This window comes from Actinophytocola oryzae, from assembly GCF_004364325.1.
Lineage (GTDB): Bacteria > Actinomycetota > Actinomycetes > Mycobacteriales > Pseudonocardiaceae > Actinophytocola > Actinophytocola oryzae.
This window is the reverse complement of record NZ_SOCP01000022.1, coordinates 75,061-92,213: the sequence shown is the minus strand read 5'-3', so window position 1 is coordinate 92,213 and position 17,153 is coordinate 75,061. Positions and strand designations below refer to the sequence as shown.

The 17,153-nt window shown below is 69.7% G+C and carries 15 protein-coding genes and 1 tRNA gene; 6 read left to right on the top strand and 10 right to left on the bottom strand.

The features are described from left to right. Positions 1–2 precede the first annotated feature (2 nt). Positions 3–2,459, bottom strand: a complete 2,457-nt coding sequence (gene dacB, locus CLV71_RS48165) for a D-alanyl-D-alanine carboxypeptidase/D-alanyl-D-alanine endopeptidase (protein WP_166664455.1) — start codon at positions 2,457–2,459, stop codon at positions 3–5. Positions 2,460–4,144: 1,685 nt separating this feature from the next. Between dacB and CLV71_RS39905 the strand changes: the two genes are divergently transcribed. Then, positions 4,145–4,636: an inorganic diphosphatase gene (locus CLV71_RS39905; protein ID WP_133908235.1), complete on the top strand. Its 492-nt coding sequence runs from the start codon at positions 4,145–4,147 to the stop codon at positions 4,634–4,636. A 60-nt stretch (positions 4,637–4,696) separates the two neighbouring features. On the opposite strand, the gene CLV71_RS39900 is transcribed toward CLV71_RS39905, so the two are convergent. Continuing rightward, positions 4,697–6,373, bottom strand: a complete 1,677-nt coding sequence (locus CLV71_RS39900; RefSeq protein WP_133908125.1) for an MDR family MFS transporter — start codon at positions 6,371–6,373, stop codon at positions 4,697–4,699. Then, entirely contained in the window at positions 6,374–6,901 is a 528-nt protein-coding gene (locus tag CLV71_RS39895) for a MarR family winged helix-turn-helix transcriptional regulator (RefSeq protein WP_243867230.1), read from the bottom strand. A gap of 245 nt (positions 6,902–7,146) precedes the next feature. Between CLV71_RS39895 and CLV71_RS39890 the strand changes: the two genes are divergently transcribed. Next, positions 7,147–8,703: a glycoside hydrolase family 10-like protein gene (locus CLV71_RS39890; protein ID WP_133908124.1), complete on the top strand. Its 1,557-nt coding sequence runs from the start codon at positions 7,147–7,149 to the stop codon at positions 8,701–8,703. On the opposite strand, the gene CLV71_RS39885 is transcribed toward CLV71_RS39890, so the two are convergent. From CLV71_RS39885 to CLV71_RS39875, 3 genes are all read right to left on the bottom strand, one after another. After that, positions 8,700–9,962 (bottom strand): serine hydroxymethyltransferase, encoded by a 1,263-nt coding sequence (locus CLV71_RS39885; RefSeq protein WP_133908233.1) that lies wholly within the window; start codon positions 9,960–9,962, stop codon positions 8,700–8,702. The two genes, CLV71_RS39890 and CLV71_RS39885, sit on opposite strands and share 4 nt — an antisense overlap. 38 nt (positions 9,963–10,000) lie before the next feature. Next, positions 10,001–10,438 (bottom strand): HIT family protein, encoded by a 438-nt coding sequence (locus CLV71_RS39880; RefSeq protein WP_133908123.1) that lies wholly within the window; start codon positions 10,436–10,438, stop codon positions 10,001–10,003. Positions 10,439–10,661: 223 nt separating this feature from the next. Further along, positions 10,662–11,081: an uL11 family ribosomal protein gene (locus CLV71_RS39875; RefSeq protein WP_133908122.1), complete on the bottom strand. Its 420-nt coding sequence runs from the start codon at positions 11,079–11,081 to the stop codon at positions 10,662–10,664. 73 nt (positions 11,082–11,154) lie between these two features. Between CLV71_RS39875 and CLV71_RS39870 the strand changes: the two genes are divergently transcribed. Both CLV71_RS39870 and CLV71_RS39865 read left to right on the top strand, forming a co-directional pair. Then, entirely contained in the window at positions 11,155–11,928 is a 774-nt protein-coding gene (locus CLV71_RS39870; RefSeq protein WP_133908121.1) for a class I SAM-dependent methyltransferase, read from the top strand. A gap of 23 nt (positions 11,929–11,951) precedes the next feature. Further along, on the top strand, positions 11,952–12,713 hold the full coding sequence (locus CLV71_RS39865) for a GNAT family N-acetyltransferase (RefSeq protein ID WP_133908120.1): 762 nt from the start codon (positions 11,952–11,954) through the stop codon (positions 12,711–12,713). Here CLV71_RS39865 and CLV71_RS39860 read toward each other — a convergent pair. Together CLV71_RS39860 and CLV71_RS39855 are read right to left on the bottom strand one after the other, a co-directional pair. Then, positions 12,710–13,228 carry a gamma carbonic anhydrase family protein gene (locus CLV71_RS39860; protein WP_133908119.1) on the bottom strand — a complete coding sequence of 173 codons (519 nt, stop codon included), beginning with the start codon at positions 13,226–13,228 and terminating at the stop codon, positions 12,710–12,712. The two genes, CLV71_RS39865 and CLV71_RS39860, sit on opposite strands and share 4 nt — an antisense overlap. Then, positions 13,141–14,304 (bottom strand): threonine aldolase family protein, encoded by a 1,164-nt coding sequence (locus CLV71_RS39855; protein ID WP_243867228.1) that lies wholly within the window; start codon positions 14,302–14,304, stop codon positions 13,141–13,143. Before CLV71_RS39855 ends, CLV71_RS39860 begins: the two co-directional genes overlap by 88 nt. 24 nt (positions 14,305–14,328) lie before the next feature. Here CLV71_RS39855 and CLV71_RS39850 point away from each other — a divergent pair, with 24 nt between their 5' ends. Then, on the top strand, positions 14,329–14,862 hold the full coding sequence (locus CLV71_RS39850) for an HD domain-containing protein (RefSeq protein WP_133908118.1): 534 nt from the start codon (positions 14,329–14,331) through the stop codon (positions 14,860–14,862). A 56-nt stretch (positions 14,863–14,918) separates the two neighbouring features. Here CLV71_RS39850 and CLV71_RS39845 read toward each other — a convergent pair. Both CLV71_RS39845 and CLV71_RS50530 read right to left on the bottom strand, forming a co-directional pair. Next, positions 14,919–14,995: transfer RNA gene (locus tag CLV71_RS39845), tRNA-Thr, on the bottom strand. Positions 14,996–15,522: 527 nt separating this feature from the next. Next, a complete protein-coding gene (locus tag CLV71_RS50530; protein ID WP_341771709.1) occupies positions 15,523–15,921 on the bottom strand; it encodes a hypothetical protein in 399 nt (132 codons plus the stop codon). Between CLV71_RS50530 and CLV71_RS50525 the strand changes: the two genes are divergently transcribed. Continuing rightward, the gene (locus tag CLV71_RS50525) at positions 15,905–17,137 is read left to right on the top strand and encodes a hypothetical protein (RefSeq protein ID WP_341771708.1); all 1,233 of its coding nucleotides are present in this window, start codon (positions 15,905–15,907) and stop codon (positions 17,135–17,137) included. The two genes, CLV71_RS50530 and CLV71_RS50525, sit on opposite strands and share 17 nt — an antisense overlap. Positions 17,138–17,153 lie beyond the last annotated feature (16 nt).

The window sequence follows — 17,153 nt, the reverse complement described above, 5'->3', positions numbered from 1 at the left end:
TGCTACTGACAGCCACAACCTCGTAACGCGGCCGAGACGGTGTCCAGAGCGGGCCTGGCGGTGCTCCCGTTCGTGCCGCTGGTGAGGAAGGCGAACACGAGCGGCCGGTTGTCCTTGTCCATCACGATGCCCGCGAGCGAGTTGACGCCGGTCAGCGTGCCGGTCTTGGCACGCACCCAGCCCTTGCCCTCGGTCGCGGACCCCTGGTTGTACCGGTCGGCGAGCGTGCCGCTGCCGCCCGCGACGGGCAGACCGCCGAGCAGTGGGCGGAGCTTCGCGGTGCGTCCGTCCTTTCCGTCCGGACCGGCCGCGACGGCGAGGATCTGGGCGAGCAGCTTCGCGGACACCTTGTTCTCGGTGGACATGCCGCTGCCGTCCTTGAGCACGACACCGTCCACGTCGAAGTCGTTCTGCCGCAGGATGTCGAGCATCGCCTTGCTGGCGCCGTCGAACGTGGGCTCCTGGCCCGCCTTGATCGCGACCTCGTGCGCGAGGATGTCGCCGAGCGTGTTCTCGGAGTGGTCGAGCATGTTGTCGACGAGCTGCGAGACGGGCGCGGAACGGATCTCACCGAGCACCTTGGCGTTCGCAGGCGCCTTCTTCTCGATCGAGGACGCCGCGCCCGCACCGATCCGCGAGGCGAACTCGTCGACGAGGGTCCGGCCCGGATCGTTGGTGCGCGGCGAGTAGTTGGCGGTCGCGTCCTGGCGGTCGCCGTCGAGCATGGCCGGGACGATCGGTGCGATGTAGCCGCCCGCGACGTCCTCGGGGAGCCAGCTGGGCGCCATGCGCGGTGCGGCGTAACGACTCTGGTCGATGTAGACGGTGTTGACCTTGGTGCCGCTCGCCTTGACCTGGTCGACGAGGTCGGACAGGTGCGCGGCGCCGGGGAACACCGACTCGTGGCCGTCCTTGAGGGACGAGATGGTCGGATCGCCCCCGCCGACGATGATCACGTCGCCGGGCTGTTCGCCCTCGACGACCTTCGTGATGAGCTGCTGGGTGTGGTCGAGGCTCAGCAGCGCGGCGGCAGCGGTGAGGAGCTTGCCGGTGGAGGCGGGGGTGATGGCGTTGCCCGCGTCACGTTCGTAGAGCGAGTCCCCGGTGGCGGGGTCGACGACGACGCCGGTGACGGTGCCGAGGGCCGAGTTCGCGATGGGGCCGGCCAGCGCCTGTTCGACGCCCTGTTTGGTCGGGGTCGGGGCGGTGGTGGCCGGACCGTGCAGGTCCGGGGAGTAGCTGATCGGACCGGGCGGCGGCTGGATGGCGACGGCGTCCTCGCCTGCCAGGCCGAGCTTCTCGGCGACGCCGGGGACCCCGAAGATCACGCCCGCCGCGACACCGATGACGGCCACGACCGCGATGGCGGCGATGAGGAGCGGCTTCTTCCGCCGTTGTGGTTCGGTGGGTGGGTCGGTGGGAGGAGGCGGGCCGACGCGTTGGGGTGCGGCGCGGGGTGGCTCGGGCGGGGGCCACTCGGACTGCCTGCTGGTCGGACCGTCGGCGCGGCCCTCACCTCGGCTGAGGCCATCGCCTCGAGCTGGCCCGTCAGGCCGGTGCGGGCCGTCAGGCCGGGTCAAGCCGTCGGGCCGGGTCAGGCCGTCCGGTCGGTGCGGGCCATCGGTCCTCGGGGGCCCGTCAGTCCTGGGCGGGTTGTCGGCGCGGGTGAGGCCGTCGGCGCGGAGGGGGCTGTCGCCACGGGGGCGGACGAAGCTCGGCTGGTCGGTTGGGGGGCGTTTCGGCGGTTGGACGGGTCGGAGGTAGTTGACCGTCGGGCTGTCGATGGGAGAGCGGGTGCCCTGCCCGGCGTCCGGGCGGCCGATGTTGACGGTAGAGCTGTCAGTACCGGCACGAGGCGGCTCCGACCGCCGAAGCGGTTGGGACTGCCGGGACGACTCGGGCGAGCGAAGCACATCGGCCTGGCGGGACTGGTCGGCCTGGCGCGACGAGTCGGACTGACGAGATGGTTCGGTCAGGCGCGACGGGTCACCGACCGGCCGGAAGACGGCGGTCGCTGCCGATTCGCTGCCCTGCTGCTTGGGCTGGGAGTCCGCAGGCTTCGCGCGCTGGGCCTCGGCGCCGGGCCACCCACGGTCACCAGGCTTCTGCTCGGCCGACGGTTTGCTGACGGGACGGAAGAAGGCAGTCGGCGCGTCGGCGGACGCACTGTCCGGCTCCTCGGGCCGTCCACCCGGTTGAAGGTGTCCACCGTCGGTCGGCTCCGCGGGCGGAGACTCCGGCTCGGCGGCCCGGACCCGTTCGTTCGGCTCACTGCCGCGCTCGGTGTGGGTCGGCTCGGTATCCGGCGGGGACGACACGCTCTCGGCGGAGTCCGTCTCGCCCGAAGCGGCATCGGGAACACCAGCGGACGGCTTCGCCCGGTCGCCGGTGTCGCTCTCGTGGCTTGGGGCGCTGGGGCCGAAGCTCGCCAGGAGGTGTCCGCCGTTCTCGGCGGGCACACCCTGCGGCTCGGGGCTCTTCTGGGCAGGACGGTCCTCGGCGGGACCTGTGTCCTTGGCCGGCTCCGGTTCGGTCTTCCGCGGGGCGGGATCGACGCTCGGTTCGAAGAGACCACGCCCGCCGGACCACGCAGATCCGCCACGCTCGCCAGACTGGGCAGACTCGACAGCCTGGGCGGACTCGGCGGCCTGGGTGGTCTCACCAGGCTGGACCCGCCCGCCGGACCAGGCAGACGCGGAAGATCGGTCGCCCTGACCAGACCGGGCAGACTCGGCGGAACGGGCAGGCTCGGCGAAATGGTCCTGCTCGCTGGGCCGGACGCCCTCATCAGACCGGCCACGCTCGTCAGAGCGAGCAGACTCGCCAGAACGGTCAGGCTCGACGGAACGGTCATCCTCACTGGGCCGGACGCCCTCATCAGACCGGCCACGCTCACCAAAGCGCGCAGACTCGCCAGAACGAGCAGCTTCAGCGGAACTGCCCCACTCGCCAGACCAGGCGGCCTCGCCAGACCGACCACGCTCGCCAGAGCGGCCGGACTCGGCAGGCTCGGCCGAACGGCCATCCTCGCCAGACCGCGACGACTCGCCAGAACGGTCAGTCTCGCCAGACCGCACAGGCTCGTCGAAACGGGCGGACTCGCCAAACCCCACAGACTCGTCGGAACGGGCAGACTCACCGGAGCGGGCAGACTCGCCAGAACGGTCAGGGTCGGCGGACTGAGCAGCCTCGCTGAACCGGGCAGGTTCGGTGAAGGGGCCACGCTCGCCGGCCTGGGCCTCCCCAGGCTGGCGAGCGTCAGACCGGGCAGCCTCCGAAGACGAGGCAGACGCGCCGGAACGAGTGGGCTCGGCGGGCGAGGCAGAGGCGTCAGAGCGAGCCGAGTCGCTGGGCTGGGCCGACTCGACGGGCTGGGCGGGTTCGACGGGCTGGGCGGGCTCGGCCAGCTCGTCCTCGGAGGTCTTCGGCGGCTCCGGGTGCGCGTCGGCGGCGTCGGCGTGCTGCGTTGGCTTCGTAGGTGGTTCGGGAGTCGACGGCTTCGCCTCCGCCGGAGAGTCGGCCTCGCCGGCTGGGGAGTCGAACCAGCCCCGGTCCGACGGTGGTTCCGGCTTGGCGGGCCGCTCCTCGACCCGCTCAGCCATGGCCTTCTCCGACTCAGACCCCGACTCGGGACCACCCGATGGGGTGGACTTCACCGACTTGTCCTGCGCGGACGGCCACGAAGAAGACGATTTGTCCGCTTTGGGTGGACTCACAAACGCACTGGCCGCCTGAGTCGCGTTCGACGGCCCCGGTTTCAGCTCGACCGGCCGGACGAAGACCGTCTTCTCCGCGTCGGGGTTCCTGGCCTGTTTCGCCAACTCGGCCACCGGCCAGCTCACCGGCTGCGTGCGTTGCTGGCCCGGTTTGGCGTGCGTTTTGTCACTTTCCGCAGCCGGTTCCTCCTCGGCGGGTGGGTCGAACCAGCTCCCGCCTGCCGCCTTCTCCTGCTGGTCAGGCACCGGCAGCTTGTGCGTCGCGGCGTCCTTGACCGGCGCGGACGACTTGTCGCGCGCCTTGTCGTCGTCGTTCTTCGGCCAGAGGTCGCCATCGCCGGGCTGCGGCACGTGCCCTCCCCAATCGGTCGCCAGCAGTACGCCAGACTATCCGCACACCGAGACGAGCCGATTTGAGCGAGGAAACCGTGGAGTTCGACGTCACGATCGAAATCCCCAAGGGCGTACGCAACAAGTACGAGATGGACCATGTCACCGGGCGGATCCGTCTCGACCGGACACTCTTCACCGCCACCCAGTACCCGGCTGACTACGGCTTCGTGGAGAACACCCTCGGCGAGGACGGCGACCCCCTGGACGCGCTCGTGCTCGTCCAGGAGCCGACCTTTCCCGGCTGCCTGATCAAGTCACGCGCCATCGGCATGTTCCGCATGACCGACGAGAAGGGTGGTGACGACAAGGTGCTGTGCGTGCCCGCCGCGGACCCGCGCACCGAGCACCTGCGCGACATCCACCACCTCGCCGAGTACCACCGGCTGGAGATCCAGCACTTCTTCGAGGTCTACAAGGACCTGGAGCCGGGCAAGAGCGTCGAGGGTGCCTCCTGGGTCGGCCGCGACGAGGCCGAGAAGGAGATCCACCGCTCCTATGCCCGGCTCAAGGAGTTGGGCGAGCACTGAGAAAGAGGCGAGCCCGCACACCCCGAAGGGCGTGCGGGCTCTCACCTCCCCGCGATCAGATCAGTGCGCGATCGCCGGTGCGGACGCGGCGGCCGCGTCCTCCTCCGCCTGGTCGTCGCTGCGCTGGATGCCCGAGCGCTCGGACAGCGGCGTCTCCTTGAGGAACCAGATCAGCACGAAGGCCACCAGGGTGACGAACCCGCCGATCATGAACACCGTGTCGATCGAGTCGGCGAAGCCGGTGAGGATCGGCCTGGCCAGCGTCGGGTCGAGGCTGTTCAGGAACTCGGTGTTGTTCAGGTCGAGCCCGGAACCGCTCTGCACGCCCTGGGCGAACTGCGGGTTCTGCTGCAGTGCCGCCAGGAACGCCGGGTCGGTCCGCACGCTCAGGAACGCGTTGGCGATCTTGCCGCCCACGACGCTGAACAGGATCGACAGGAAGACCGCGGTGCCGACGGTGCCGCCGATCGACCGGAAGAAGGTCGCCGCGGAGGTCGCCACACCCATGTCCCTGGGCGGTGCGTCGTTCTGGATGGCCAGGATCAGCGTCTGCATGCACTGGCCGAGGCCGAGGCCGGCCAGACCCATGATCAGCATCGTCTGCCACATCGGCGTGTCGACGCCGATGGTCGAGAACAGGAACATCGCCACCGAGAGCAGCCCGAGGCCGATGACCGGGAACCGCTTGTAGTGACCGGTCTTCGAGATCAGGATGCCGCTTCCCATCGACGCCGTGAGGATGCCCGCGGTCATCGGCAGGGTCAGCAGGCCGGACTCGGTCGGCGTCGCGCCCTTCACGATCTGCAGGTACAGCGGCAGCGACATCATCATGCCGAACATGCCGAGACCCATCACGAAGTTGATGATGTTGGTCAGCGTGAAGGTCGGCCTGCGGAACAACCGCAGCGGCAACAGCGCCTCGTCCTTCATCCACCGCTCGATCGCGACGAACGCGATCAGGCCGAACGCGCCGATGGCGTACATCGTGAGCGCCGCGGGCGAGGCCCAGCCCCACTCCCGGCCCTGCTCGGCGATGATCAGCAACGGCACGAGCGTGACGGTGAGCGCCGCGGCACCCCAGTAGTCGACGCGGTGGTCGACCTTGGTGTGCGGCACGTTCAGCACCTTCGCCACCACGAACAGGGCGACGATGCCGACGGGCACGTTCACCAGGAACACCCAGCGCCAGCCGTCGATGCCGAGGATCGTGTCCGCACCGGCGAAGAACCCGCCGATCACCGGGCCGAGCACGCTGGACGTGCCCCACACCGCCATGAAGTAACCGCTGTAGCGACCTCGTTCACGTGGCGAGACGATGTCGGCGATGATCGCGAAGACCAGCGACATCAGACCGCCGGCACCGAGACCCTGCACCGCGCGGAACGCGGCGAGTTCGTACATCGAGTTCGCGAACACCGACAACAGCGAGCCGGCGAGGAACAGTGAGATCGCCGTCAGGTACATAGGCTTGCGGCCGAGGATGTCGGACAGCTTGCCGTACAGCGGCGTCGAGATCGTCGACGTGATCAGGTACGCGGTGGTGACCCACGCCTGAATGGTCTGTCCGTGCAGTTGGTCGGCGATCGTCTTCGTCGCCGAGCCCATGATGGTCATGTCGAGCGCCGCCAGCAACATGCCCATCATGAGGCCGGCGAGGATCGTCATGATCTGGCGGTGCGACAGGGCGCCCCGCTCCCCCTGCACCTCGGGCACCGCGCGCGAGGTTGACTCGGACATCTACTTCTCCCCTTCGGAACGCGCGAGTGACACGCATTCGTTGATGATCGCCGGCAGGTTGCATTCGTGGTCCGCCACGAACCGTTCGAGCAGCACGAGGAACCTGTCCAGGTCCTCGGGCGCCCACTGCCGTACTACTCGAGCGAGCGCGAGCCCGATCCGCCTGCGCTGCTCTTCAAGGAGCGTCAGCCCCGCCTCGGTCGGCACGAGCACGCTCGCCCTGCCGTCCTCGGGGTCGGCCCTTCGCTCCACCAGACCGTCCCGCACGAGGCCGGCGATCTGCCTGCTGACCGTCGACGGGTCGGAGTGCACAGCCGACGCCAGCGCGCTCGACCTGCTCGGTCCCATGTGGATGAGCGTCTTGAGCAGCATGACCGCGGAACGGTCGACACCCGCCCGGCTCATCTTGTGGCCGAGGGTTGCCTGCTGCTTGCCCAGCGCGAACATCGCTGTCGCCAGCCGTCGGCCGGCCTCGATGTCGGCCTGTGTCAGTTCGGCTGCCTCGGAGTCGATCCCCGCTGCGACCACGGCCGAGCCTCCCTGATTGCTTGCATCACCCAATTAGTTGGTCGATACAAGCATGCACTTAGCCTAGGTCATGAGGCAAGCGAATTACATTGTGACACCAGCCTCAGCCGAGCGTCTGACCAACACGAACCTCGAAAAGCGGACATGCGGGACGTACCGTACGGTCAAAGATCGCCATCCATGTAACACAACTCGTTACCTGCTCACGATTGGCGTCTGGGGAGTCAGAACGACAGACTGCTCCAATGCGTCGTCTCCTCGTCCTTCTCCTGTGCGCGTTCACGCTCGGCGCCGCCGCCCCCGCGGTGACCGCGGCACCCGCGTCGCGCGCCTGCGTGCCCGACCCGGCGACGCCGAAGCAGCAGCTGCGGGCCGAGTGGATCGCGAGCGTCTCCAACATCGACTGGCCGTCCAGGACCGGGCTCACGGCGGACGAGCAGAAGACCGAGCTCCTGCGCTGGTACGACGAGGCCGTGGCGCTCGGGCTGAACGCGGTGGTCGTGCAGGTCCGGCCGACGGCCGACGCGTTCTGGCCGTCGCCGCTCGAGCCGTGGTCGCACTGGCTGTCCGGCACGCAGGGCCAGGACCCCGGCTACGACCCGCTGAGGTTCGCGGTCGACGAGGCGCACAAGCGCAACCTCGAGTTCCACGGCTGGTTCAACCCGTACCGGGTCTCCATGGGCACCGACGTCAACGCGCTGGTGCCGACGCACCCCGCCCGCGTGCACCCGGACTGGGTCGTCTCCTACGGCGGGAAGCTGTACTACAACCCCGGCATCCCCGAGGTCCGGACGTTCACCATCGACGCGATCATGGACGCGGTCCGCCGGTACGACATCGACGCGGTCCACTTCGACGACTACTTCTACCCCTACCCGGTCGCGGGCCAGACCTTCGACGACGCCGCCACCTACGCGCAGTACGGCGGCGGCCTGTCGCTCGCGGACTGGCGCAGGGCGAACATCGACGCGCTCGTGTCCGGGCTGTCCTCGGCGATCCGGTCCGCGAAGCCGTGGGTGCAGTTCGGCGTGAGCCCGTTCGCGGTGTGGCGCAACGCCTCGACCGACCCGGCGGGCTCGCCGACGCAGGCCGGCGTGCAGACCTACGACGACCTGTACGCGGACACCGTGAAGTGGGTGCGCGAGGGGTGGCTCGACTACATCACGCCGCAGGTGTACTGGAACATCGGCTTCGAGGTCGCCGACTACGCGAAGCTCGTGCCGTGGTGGTCGTCGATCGTGGCGGGAACCGGCGTGCACCTCTACATCGGGCACGCCAACCACAAGGTGGCCAACCCGGCGCAGCCCGCCGCGTGGCAGGACCCGAACGAGATGAGCAGGCAGCTGACGTTCAACCGGGACTACCCGGAGGTCGAGGGCGACATCTACTTCTCGGCCGCGCAGGTCCGGGCGAACAGGCTCGACCACATGTCGATCGTGAAGGCCGACCACTACGGGGTGCCCGCCGTGCCGCCGACCGCGGGCAGGCTCACCGGTCGCGGACCGGGCCTGCCCGCGATCGTGGACGCGGAGCGGACCCCCGGCGGCGTGCGGCTGGGCTGGGTGTCCGGCGCGGCGACGTCGTTCGCGGTGTACCGGCTGGACGGGCACACGCTGCTTGGCCGCTGCGACCTCGCGGACGGGCGGCACCTGGTGGGCACGCTCAGGGCGGGGCGTGGCCCGGTCCAGACGTTCACCGACGCGACGGCCGTGGCCGGACAGCGGTACAGCTACGTGGTGACCGCGCTGGACCGGGCGCACAACGAGGGTTGGCCGAGCACGCCCAGGTTCGTGCGCGCCTAGGCCCAGCCGGGCATCGGGTAGCTCGCGAGCAGCTCCCTGACCTCGGCGGCGATGGCGGCGATCGCGGTGTCGTCGCCGTCGTTCGCGGCCGTGACCGTGCGGTCGATCCACTCGGCGATCTGCGGCATCTGGTCGACACCGAGACCGCGGGTGGTGATGGCCGCCGCGCCGAGCCGGAGGCCGGAGGGGTCGAACGGCTTGCGCGGGTCGAACGGGACGGTGTTGTAGTTCAGCTCGATCCCGGCCCGGTCCAGTGCCTTGGCCGCGGGCTTGCCCGCGATGCCCTTGCCGGTCACGTCCACGAGGATCAGGTGGTTGTCCGTACCGCCCGAGACGAGGTCGAAGCCGCGCGCCATGAGCGAGTCGGCGAGCGCCTTGGCGTTGGCGACCACGGCGGCCGCGTAGTCGCGGAACTCGGGCCGCGCGGCCTCGGCCAGCGCGACGGCGATGCCTGCGGTGGTGTGGTTGTGCGGGCCGCCCTGCAGGCCGGGGAAGACGGCCTTGTCGAGTGCCTTGGCGTGCTCGGCGTCGGACATGAGCATCGCGCCTCGGGGGCCGCGGAGCGTCTTGTGCGTGGTGGTGGAGATGACCTGCGCGTGGCCGACGGGCGAGGGGTGCGCGCCACCGGCGATGAGCCCGGCGATGTGCGCGATGTCGGCGACCAGGACGGCGCCGACCTCCTTGGCGATCTCCGCGAAACCGGGGAAGTCGATCGTGCGCGGGATGGCCGTGCCACCGCAGAAGATCAGCTTCGGCTGTTCCTTGATGGCCAGGTCGCGGACCTCGTCGAGATCGATGCGCCCGGTGTCCTTGCGCACGCCGTACTGGACGGCCCGGAACCACTTGCCGGTCGCGGAGACGGACCAGCCGTGGGTGAGGTGGCCGCCCGCGGGGAGCGCCATGCCCATGACGGTGTCGCCGGGTGCCGCGAGCGCCAGGTAGACGGCGAGGTTGGCAGGCGAGCCGGAGTAGGTCTGCACGTTGGCGTGGTCGACCCCGAACAGCGCCTTGGCCCGCTCGATCGCGAGGGTCTCGATCTGGTCGATGAACTGCTGGCCCTCGTAGTAACGCTTGCCCGCGTAGCCCTCGGAGTACTTGTTGGTCAGCACGCTGCCGGTGGCCTCGAGCACCGCCGTGGAGACGTAGTTCTCGGACGCGATGAGCCGGACCTTCTCGAACTGGCGCTGGGCCTCGCTCTCGACGAGCTGGGCGAGCTCGGGGTCGGCGGCGGCAAGGTGGGGAATCGCCGGCTGGTGCATCGGGGTGGCCTCCATAGTCATTCGGTGCGACCCCGACACTATCGACCCAGCAGGTCCACATCGAGTCGCGCCCGGATGTCGTCCACCAGGCGGGTGACTTCGTCCTGACCACCCATCGGGGCGTCGGGCCAACTGTCGAGCCTCGGCCACCAGTACTCGCGGGGCGTGCCGGGGTAGCGGGGGACGAGGTGCATGTGCAGGTGGTCGACCTGGTGGCCGACTATCTGGGAGTAGACGTGCTCGGCGTCGAGGGCCTTGGCGGCCAGGGCGGCCCACCGGCCGAGGGCGGCGGCCTCGTCGCTCGTGAGCCCGGCCAGACCGCCGACGTGCCGCCGGGGCTCGACGACGAGGTGTCCGAGGTAGACCCGCCCGTTGGTGTTGGGCGCGTCGGGCAGCACGTGCCCGACGACGACGAGCCCGTCCGACGCGACCAGCCCGTCACCGGACTTGTGCTTGTCACACACGTAGCAAGACATGCATGAACGTTACTGACCCGAACACGGTCCGGGTACCGGTTCCACCAACCCCACACCGTCACGTCCCGCCACACCCGGGCGCCCCATGATCATCTACTCGCGCGCGATGCCCAGCCCCCACCCGATCCCGGGGGCCTCCCGCCATGCCAGTCTACTGGCAGGGGGTGACAGAAGAGGCGATGTCGATCTTGCCTGTGGACAACCGCATCGGCTGTGGACAACTTCACTCCACGATGGAAATTCCCATCGAGCGAGCCGTGCCCGCGATTATCCGTGCCGCGGCGTCCAGGTCCGTCGTGTTCAGGTCGGGCAGTTTGCGCTGGGCGATCGCACGCAGCTGGGACTGCGTCAGCGTGCCGGCCGACACGTGCCCAGGCCGTGGAGAACCGTTACCTCCCAACGCCTTTCGGATCAGGAACGCGGTCGGTGGCGTCTTCAGGCGCAGTGTGAACGTGCGGTCCTCGAACACCGTGACCACCACAGGGACCACGTCACCGCGCTGGGTGGCGGTGACCGCGTCGTAGCCGCGCTTCACCTCGACCAGGTTCACGCCCGTCTGTCCCAGCATCTTGCCGAGGTCGACCATCGGAGCCTCGCCCGCCGGCAGCTCGAGCGTCACGCGGAACTTCTGTTTCTGTGCCATGGCGAGCACGCTAGAAACTGCCGTTACGTGAAACTCAAGTGCTTTCTCCGTACGACGCGGCTACCGTCCCGACATGGACGCCGACATCCTCGAGTACTACGAGCGCGGCGGTGAGGAAAGCCGCCTGGTCGACTCGATAGAAGTGTTACGCACCAAGGTGTTGTTGCAACGCTACCTGCCGCCGGGGGCCGAAGTCCTTGACGTGGGAGGAGCTTCCGGCGCGTACGCGACCTGGCTCGCGGGCGAGGGCCACCGCGTCAGGCTCGTCGACCCCGTGCCGAGGCACGTGAATTCCGCGCGAGGAAAGGGAATCGACGCCGTCGAGGGTGACGCCCGCGCGCTCGACGAACCCGACGGCAGCCGGGACGCCGTCCTGCTCCTCGGGCCGCTCTACCACCTGCTCGACCGTGGCGACCGGGTGCGAGCGCTCGCCGAGGCCGGACGTGTCACGCGGGACCTCGTCGTCGCCGCGGTCATCAGCCGCTGGGCGCCGCTGTTCGAGGGCATGCTGCGGGGCGTGATCGACTCCCCCGGCTTTCTCCCGATGCTGCGCGAGGACCTCGAGAGCGGCACCAGGCGCGCCACCCAGAACATCCCCTACGGCTTCACCACCTGCTACTTCCACCGCCCTATCGAGATCGCCGGCGAGATCGCGGACGCGGGGCTCACGCTCGTCGACCTGCTGCCGGTCGAGGGCATGGCGCACTGGATCCCCGACCTCGCCGCGCGGCTCGCCGGCCCGGACAAGCGGGCCGTCGTACTCGAACTGCTCGAGCGCACCGAGCGTGAGCCGGAGATCCTCGGCGCCACCTCGCATCTCCTTGCCGTGGCAAGGAAAACCGCTTGACACGTGCTGCTGCACTGGTGCGCATGGATCAGTCAGCCACGCTCGCGGCGTTCGACCGCCAGCTCCGCAACGTCGTCCGGCCCACCCTGGACGGCGGCCAGTTCGAGCGGGTCGGTCTCGTCATCCGTTGTGTCAGCCCGCATCCGGACGGTTGGTCCGGCGTCGAGTGGTCGAACCTGACCGAGGCCGACGCGGACGACGTCATCGCCGAGCAGCTGCGGTACTTCGCCGAGGCGGGCCGGGCCATCGAGTGGAAGTACTACGCCTACGACCAGCCCGCCGACCTCCCGGACCGTCTGCGTGCCGCCGGGCTCCAGCCGGGCGAGGAGGAGGCGTTGATGGTCGCCGACGTGGGCGACGTGCCGGAAACCCCGTCACCGGAGGGAATCCGGCTCGTCGACGTGTCCGACGAGGACGGTCTGACGCAGGTCAAGGCCGTGCACGACGCGGTGTTCGGCGGCGACCACACACCGATGATCGAGAGCATGCGCCAGCGCGGCGACGCGGTCGTCCCGGTGCTCGCGCTCGCCGACGACGAGCCGGTGTGCGCGGCACGCGTCGACTTCCACGTCGGCACGGACTTCGCGAGCTTCTGGGGTGGCGGCACGCTGCCGGAGTGGCGTGGCAGGGGGATCTACCGCGCGCTGGTCAGCAGGCGGGCGCGGCTCGCACGTGAGCGTGGCTACCGCTACCTGCGCACCGACGCGCTGCCCACCAGCCGCCCGATCCTGGAGCGGCTCGGTTTCGAGCGCATCACCACGACCGTGCCGTACACGCTCCCCTAGACGGGTTCGATGCCGTCCCGGTGCCGCCGCGCGAGATCCTGGTAGATCCGCGGGTTGTGGTCGACCCAGGCCTTGGCGGTGCCGGTGAGCGGCACCCGCTTCTTGGCAGGCGACCCGAACGCGACGGTCTCGGCAGGCACGTCGGACCCCGGCGTGACCGTGGAGCCGGCCGCGATCATCGCGCGCTTGCCGACCACGGCGCCGTCGAGCACGGTCGCGCCGTTGCCGATCAACGCCTCCGCGCCGATGGTGCAGTCGTGCACGACGCACAGGTGCCCGATCGTGGCGCCCGGCCCGACCTCGCACGAGCCCATGCCGACGTGGATGACCGAGTTGTCCTGCACGTTCGCGCCCGCGCGGATCGCGATGGCGCCGAAGTCGGCGCGGATGACCACGCCGTACCAGACGGACGCGTCGGCCTCGACGGTCACGTCCCCGATGAGCGTCGCGGTGGGCGCGATCCAGGCGTCGGGGTGGACGTTGGGCGACTTGCCTTCAAACGAGAACAGCGGCACCCCGCTACCGTAGGGGCGCGCCGGGTGAGTTCGTCGATCAGACTCACCACCTCTTCGGGGGTGAACTCCATCGCGTTCTCACTGATGGTTATCTCGAATCCACACCATCCGGGCACCGACTCGGCACGCACCCGGGTGAACACCTGCACGCCCTGTTCCTCCAACAGCTCGTCGCGGGCCCGTGTGGCGGCCTCGCCGTCGAGCGGCAGCAGGACGTGGAACAACGGTGTCTGAGGTGGGTCGGGCACCACGGTGGCGAGCCCGCTGGCGGCGAGGGCCCCGGCGACCTCGAGGGCGTGGTCACGGAACGCGGCCATCCTCGGCATGACGTCGTCGAGCCCGATCATCGCGGCGACGGCGAGCGGCCACGCGTCGGGGATGGCACCGCCGAGCCGCTGCCGCCACACGTCGGCCTGCCCGATGATGTCGTCGTCACCGGCCAGCACCGCACCGCGGACGCCTTCGAGGCCCTTGTAGAGGGAGACGTAGACGGTGTCGAAGAGGCCGGCGATCTCGGCGTGGGGCCGGTCGTAGAAGGGCTGGGCCTCCCACAGCCGGGCGCCGTCGAGGTGGGTGGCGGCGCCCCGCTCGCGAGCCCAGGTGACCTGGGCGTTCAGGTCCTCCCAGGTCGGGAGGAGCCCGCCGATCTCCCGCTGCGGCAGCTCGATCAGCAGCGCGGCGACCGGCTCGTGGACCTGGTGGAGATCGTCGAGCGTGAGGAGCCGGAGAGCGTCGCCCGCAGGGTGGTAGCGGAGTCCGTGGACGGCGGCGTAGCCCCGCTGCTCCCAGAGGTCGAGGTGGTTGGCGGGGTGCGCGGTGAAGGTCTGGCGGCCGGTGCGCTCGGCGTGGATGCGGAGGGCGACCTGCTGGGCCATGGTGCCGCTGGGGAAGAACAGGGCACGGGGTTTGCCGAGCAGGTCGGCGAGCCGACGTTCGAGCCGGGCGACGGGTGCGTCGGGCCCGAAGAGCGGGGCGTCGGGCGGGGTGCGGTCGAGCATCCGGCGGAGCATGGTGTGCGGCCGGCGGCGCAGGGGCGCGTGTGCCACCAGAGATCGCCGGATTTCCTGCTCACCCACGTGTTCCTCCTTAGTCTTCGAGGCATGCTGCGCACGTTCTCGGCAAGCGACCCGTGGCCACCCGACCTGGACGATGCGGTCGCCTTCGCGACCCACTGGCACGGTGACCAGCGCAGACCCGCGGGTGAACCGTATGTCGAACACCTGCGGGAGGCCACGGCGTTTCTGGCGTACGGCGCCGGTGTGGCGTCGCGGCCGGCTCTGACGGCCGCGGTTCTCCACGACGTGGTGGAGGACACTCCGTGCACGCTCGCGACGGTCCGTTCCACCTTCGGCGAGGAGGTGGCGACCCTCGTCGACTGGGTCACGAAGTCGGGTGACCGCGAGGCGTACCTGACGCGGCTGCGTTCTGCTCCGACCGAGGCGTTGCTGGTGAAGTTGGCGGACCGGGCGAGCAATGTGCAACGCCTGGACACGCACCCGCGCCAGGAGAAGCAACGCTCGTACTACCTGGAGACGGTTCGCTGGATAGTCCCGCTGGCAGAGGGCCATCCGTGGTTCCGCGAGTGGTACGCGACGTGGCAGCGGGAGTTCGCGCGCCTCGGGGTCGTGTCATGAAAAGGCCCCAGTTCCGCCCTTTACAGGACCGAACTGGGGCTTACAGGCTCCTGACCTGGAGCCGCCTAAGGGAATCGAACCCTTGACCTGCTCATTACGAGTGAGCCGCTCTGGCCGACTGAGCTAAGGCGGCGAACGGGTCATAGTGTAGCTGGGCTTGTGGAGGCGTCACTCGTGGGGATCGGTCTCGTTACGTAGTTGGTGGGTGGTGCGAGGAGGAAGCATGCGCGGACGGTTGCTGGCGGCGACTGCGGTGGGGCTTACCGGGCTCGTCCTGGGCTTCTCCGCCGCTCCTGCCAACGCGCAGCCGACCACGCCCATCCCCACGCCTGCCGATTCCGGGTCGCCTGGGATGTCCTCTCCTGTTGGGGTTGTGCCGTCCGGGCATGCTGTCGGGGACGCTGGGACCAGTCTTGGGATCCTGCGGGTCCTGCCCAACTCCGCGCCCACCAAGGCCATTCAGCCTGGGCTCGAGGACAAGCTGCCCAGGCAGTCGGCCGCTGAGCTGGGGTTCGGGCTCGCTTCCGCGCAGGTCAACTCCGAGGCGTACCTGTCCTTCGAGCGGTCCGTCGCCCAGGCCGCGCCTGGTGGGCTGGCCGTTCAGGGAGGTAGTCCCCAGGCACCCGGTGCGCTCTCCCAGACCGCCTCACCTGACAATCCTCAGCCCGTCCACAGTGGGTTGACCCTGCCTTCGACGCCGCTTGACTCGGTGGTTCGGGCCAGTGGGTTGACCGGGCAGGTGCACGCACGGTGGAGTGACACCGACGGGCCCTGTGTCGGGACCATCGCCGACTCGACCACGGAGATCGCCAGCCTCTCCCTGCTCAACACGATCCCTACCCTGCCGGCGGTCAACGACCTCTCCGGCTTGCTCGACTCCCCCGCGGACCCCAACACCGACGCGGCGATCGTCGAGGGGTTGAAGAGGCTTGCCGGGCCGCTCAGCACTCTCGGCGGGGTGCTTTCCGGTGGGTCCAGGCCCGCGGCCGACGGCGCCGGGTCGCTCGTCAGCCTGCCCAACACGCTCTCCGCGCGGTCCGTCGTGCGGCTCGTCGACATCCCCGGGTCCGCCAACAAGGCGGTGCAGTCCACCTCCACCATGCAGGTCGCGAACGTGAAGCTCCTGGCGGGGACGCCGTTCGAGATCCAGATCAGGGTCGTCAGCCAGCCGACTCTCCAGGTGACCTCCACCGGGGACGAGAGCACCTCGAACGTGGCCTACACCGCGCCCGTTCTGGCCGTCGAGCAGGGCGGGAGGAGCCTCGGGCAGCTCGACGCCGCGCATCCCAAGCTCGACATCCCGGTGGGGATTCCGCTCGCCGCAGGCGCGCCCAACCTGCCGATCATCGGGGATCTCCTCTCGAACGGGCAGCAGGCCACTGCCGCCCTCCAGCGGCTGGATCTCGGGGTGATCCGGCTCGGTGTGGCTCAGCTCGACCAGCGTGGGATGGCTATGACGGCGCCGTTCAAGGGCTTCCAACTGGGGGCCACCGCGCGGATGCTGGACCTGCAGGTGTTGCCGACGCAGGCGCTCGGGTTGCCGAACCTGCCGTCGGCGCTCGCGCAGGTGGCGCTTGGGGAGCAGGTGGCCAGGGCTTACGCGCCGGCGGGTGGGGTCGTGTGTCGGACTTCTGAGCAGCCTCCGCCGCCTCCCACGCCCAAACCTCAGGGGCGGGCGCCCATGGAGCTTGCCTACACGACCATGGCCTACAAGACGATCCCGCTGTTCTGGACTGGCACCGCGATGCTGCTGATCGGTGTTGTGCTGGTGGCGGCGTTGCCTCGGCTGCGGGTTCTGGTCCCTGTCGGCCCGGACGAGTCCGGCGAGCCGCGCGACGGCACCGATGAGGGACCCGTGGACGAAGCGGATACCGCCGATGCTTCGGCACCGGACAGCGAGTCCGAGACGCCCGACGCTGCGGAGGAGGACCCCGCAACGGGTCCTGCTGACGCGGCCGATACCGGAGCCGACGCGGATGAGGCTGACGCGGGCGGCGCCGAGGCCGACGCGGGCAGCGACGGCGCTCACGCCGCCAACACCCAGGTCGACGCGAGTGGAGCCGAGGCCCACGCCACCGACGCCGACACCGACACCGAGGCCGACGCCCGCGCAGCCGACACCGAAGTAGACGACACCGAAGTAGACGACACCGAGGTCGAGGCGAGTGGCGCGGACGCGGCTGACACCCGAGTCGAGGCGCGGGCAGCCGATACCGAGGTCGACGCTGAGGTGACCGACGCCCGGGAAGCTGACGAGGACCGGCGTCGGTCCTAGGGAACTGAACCGCCGA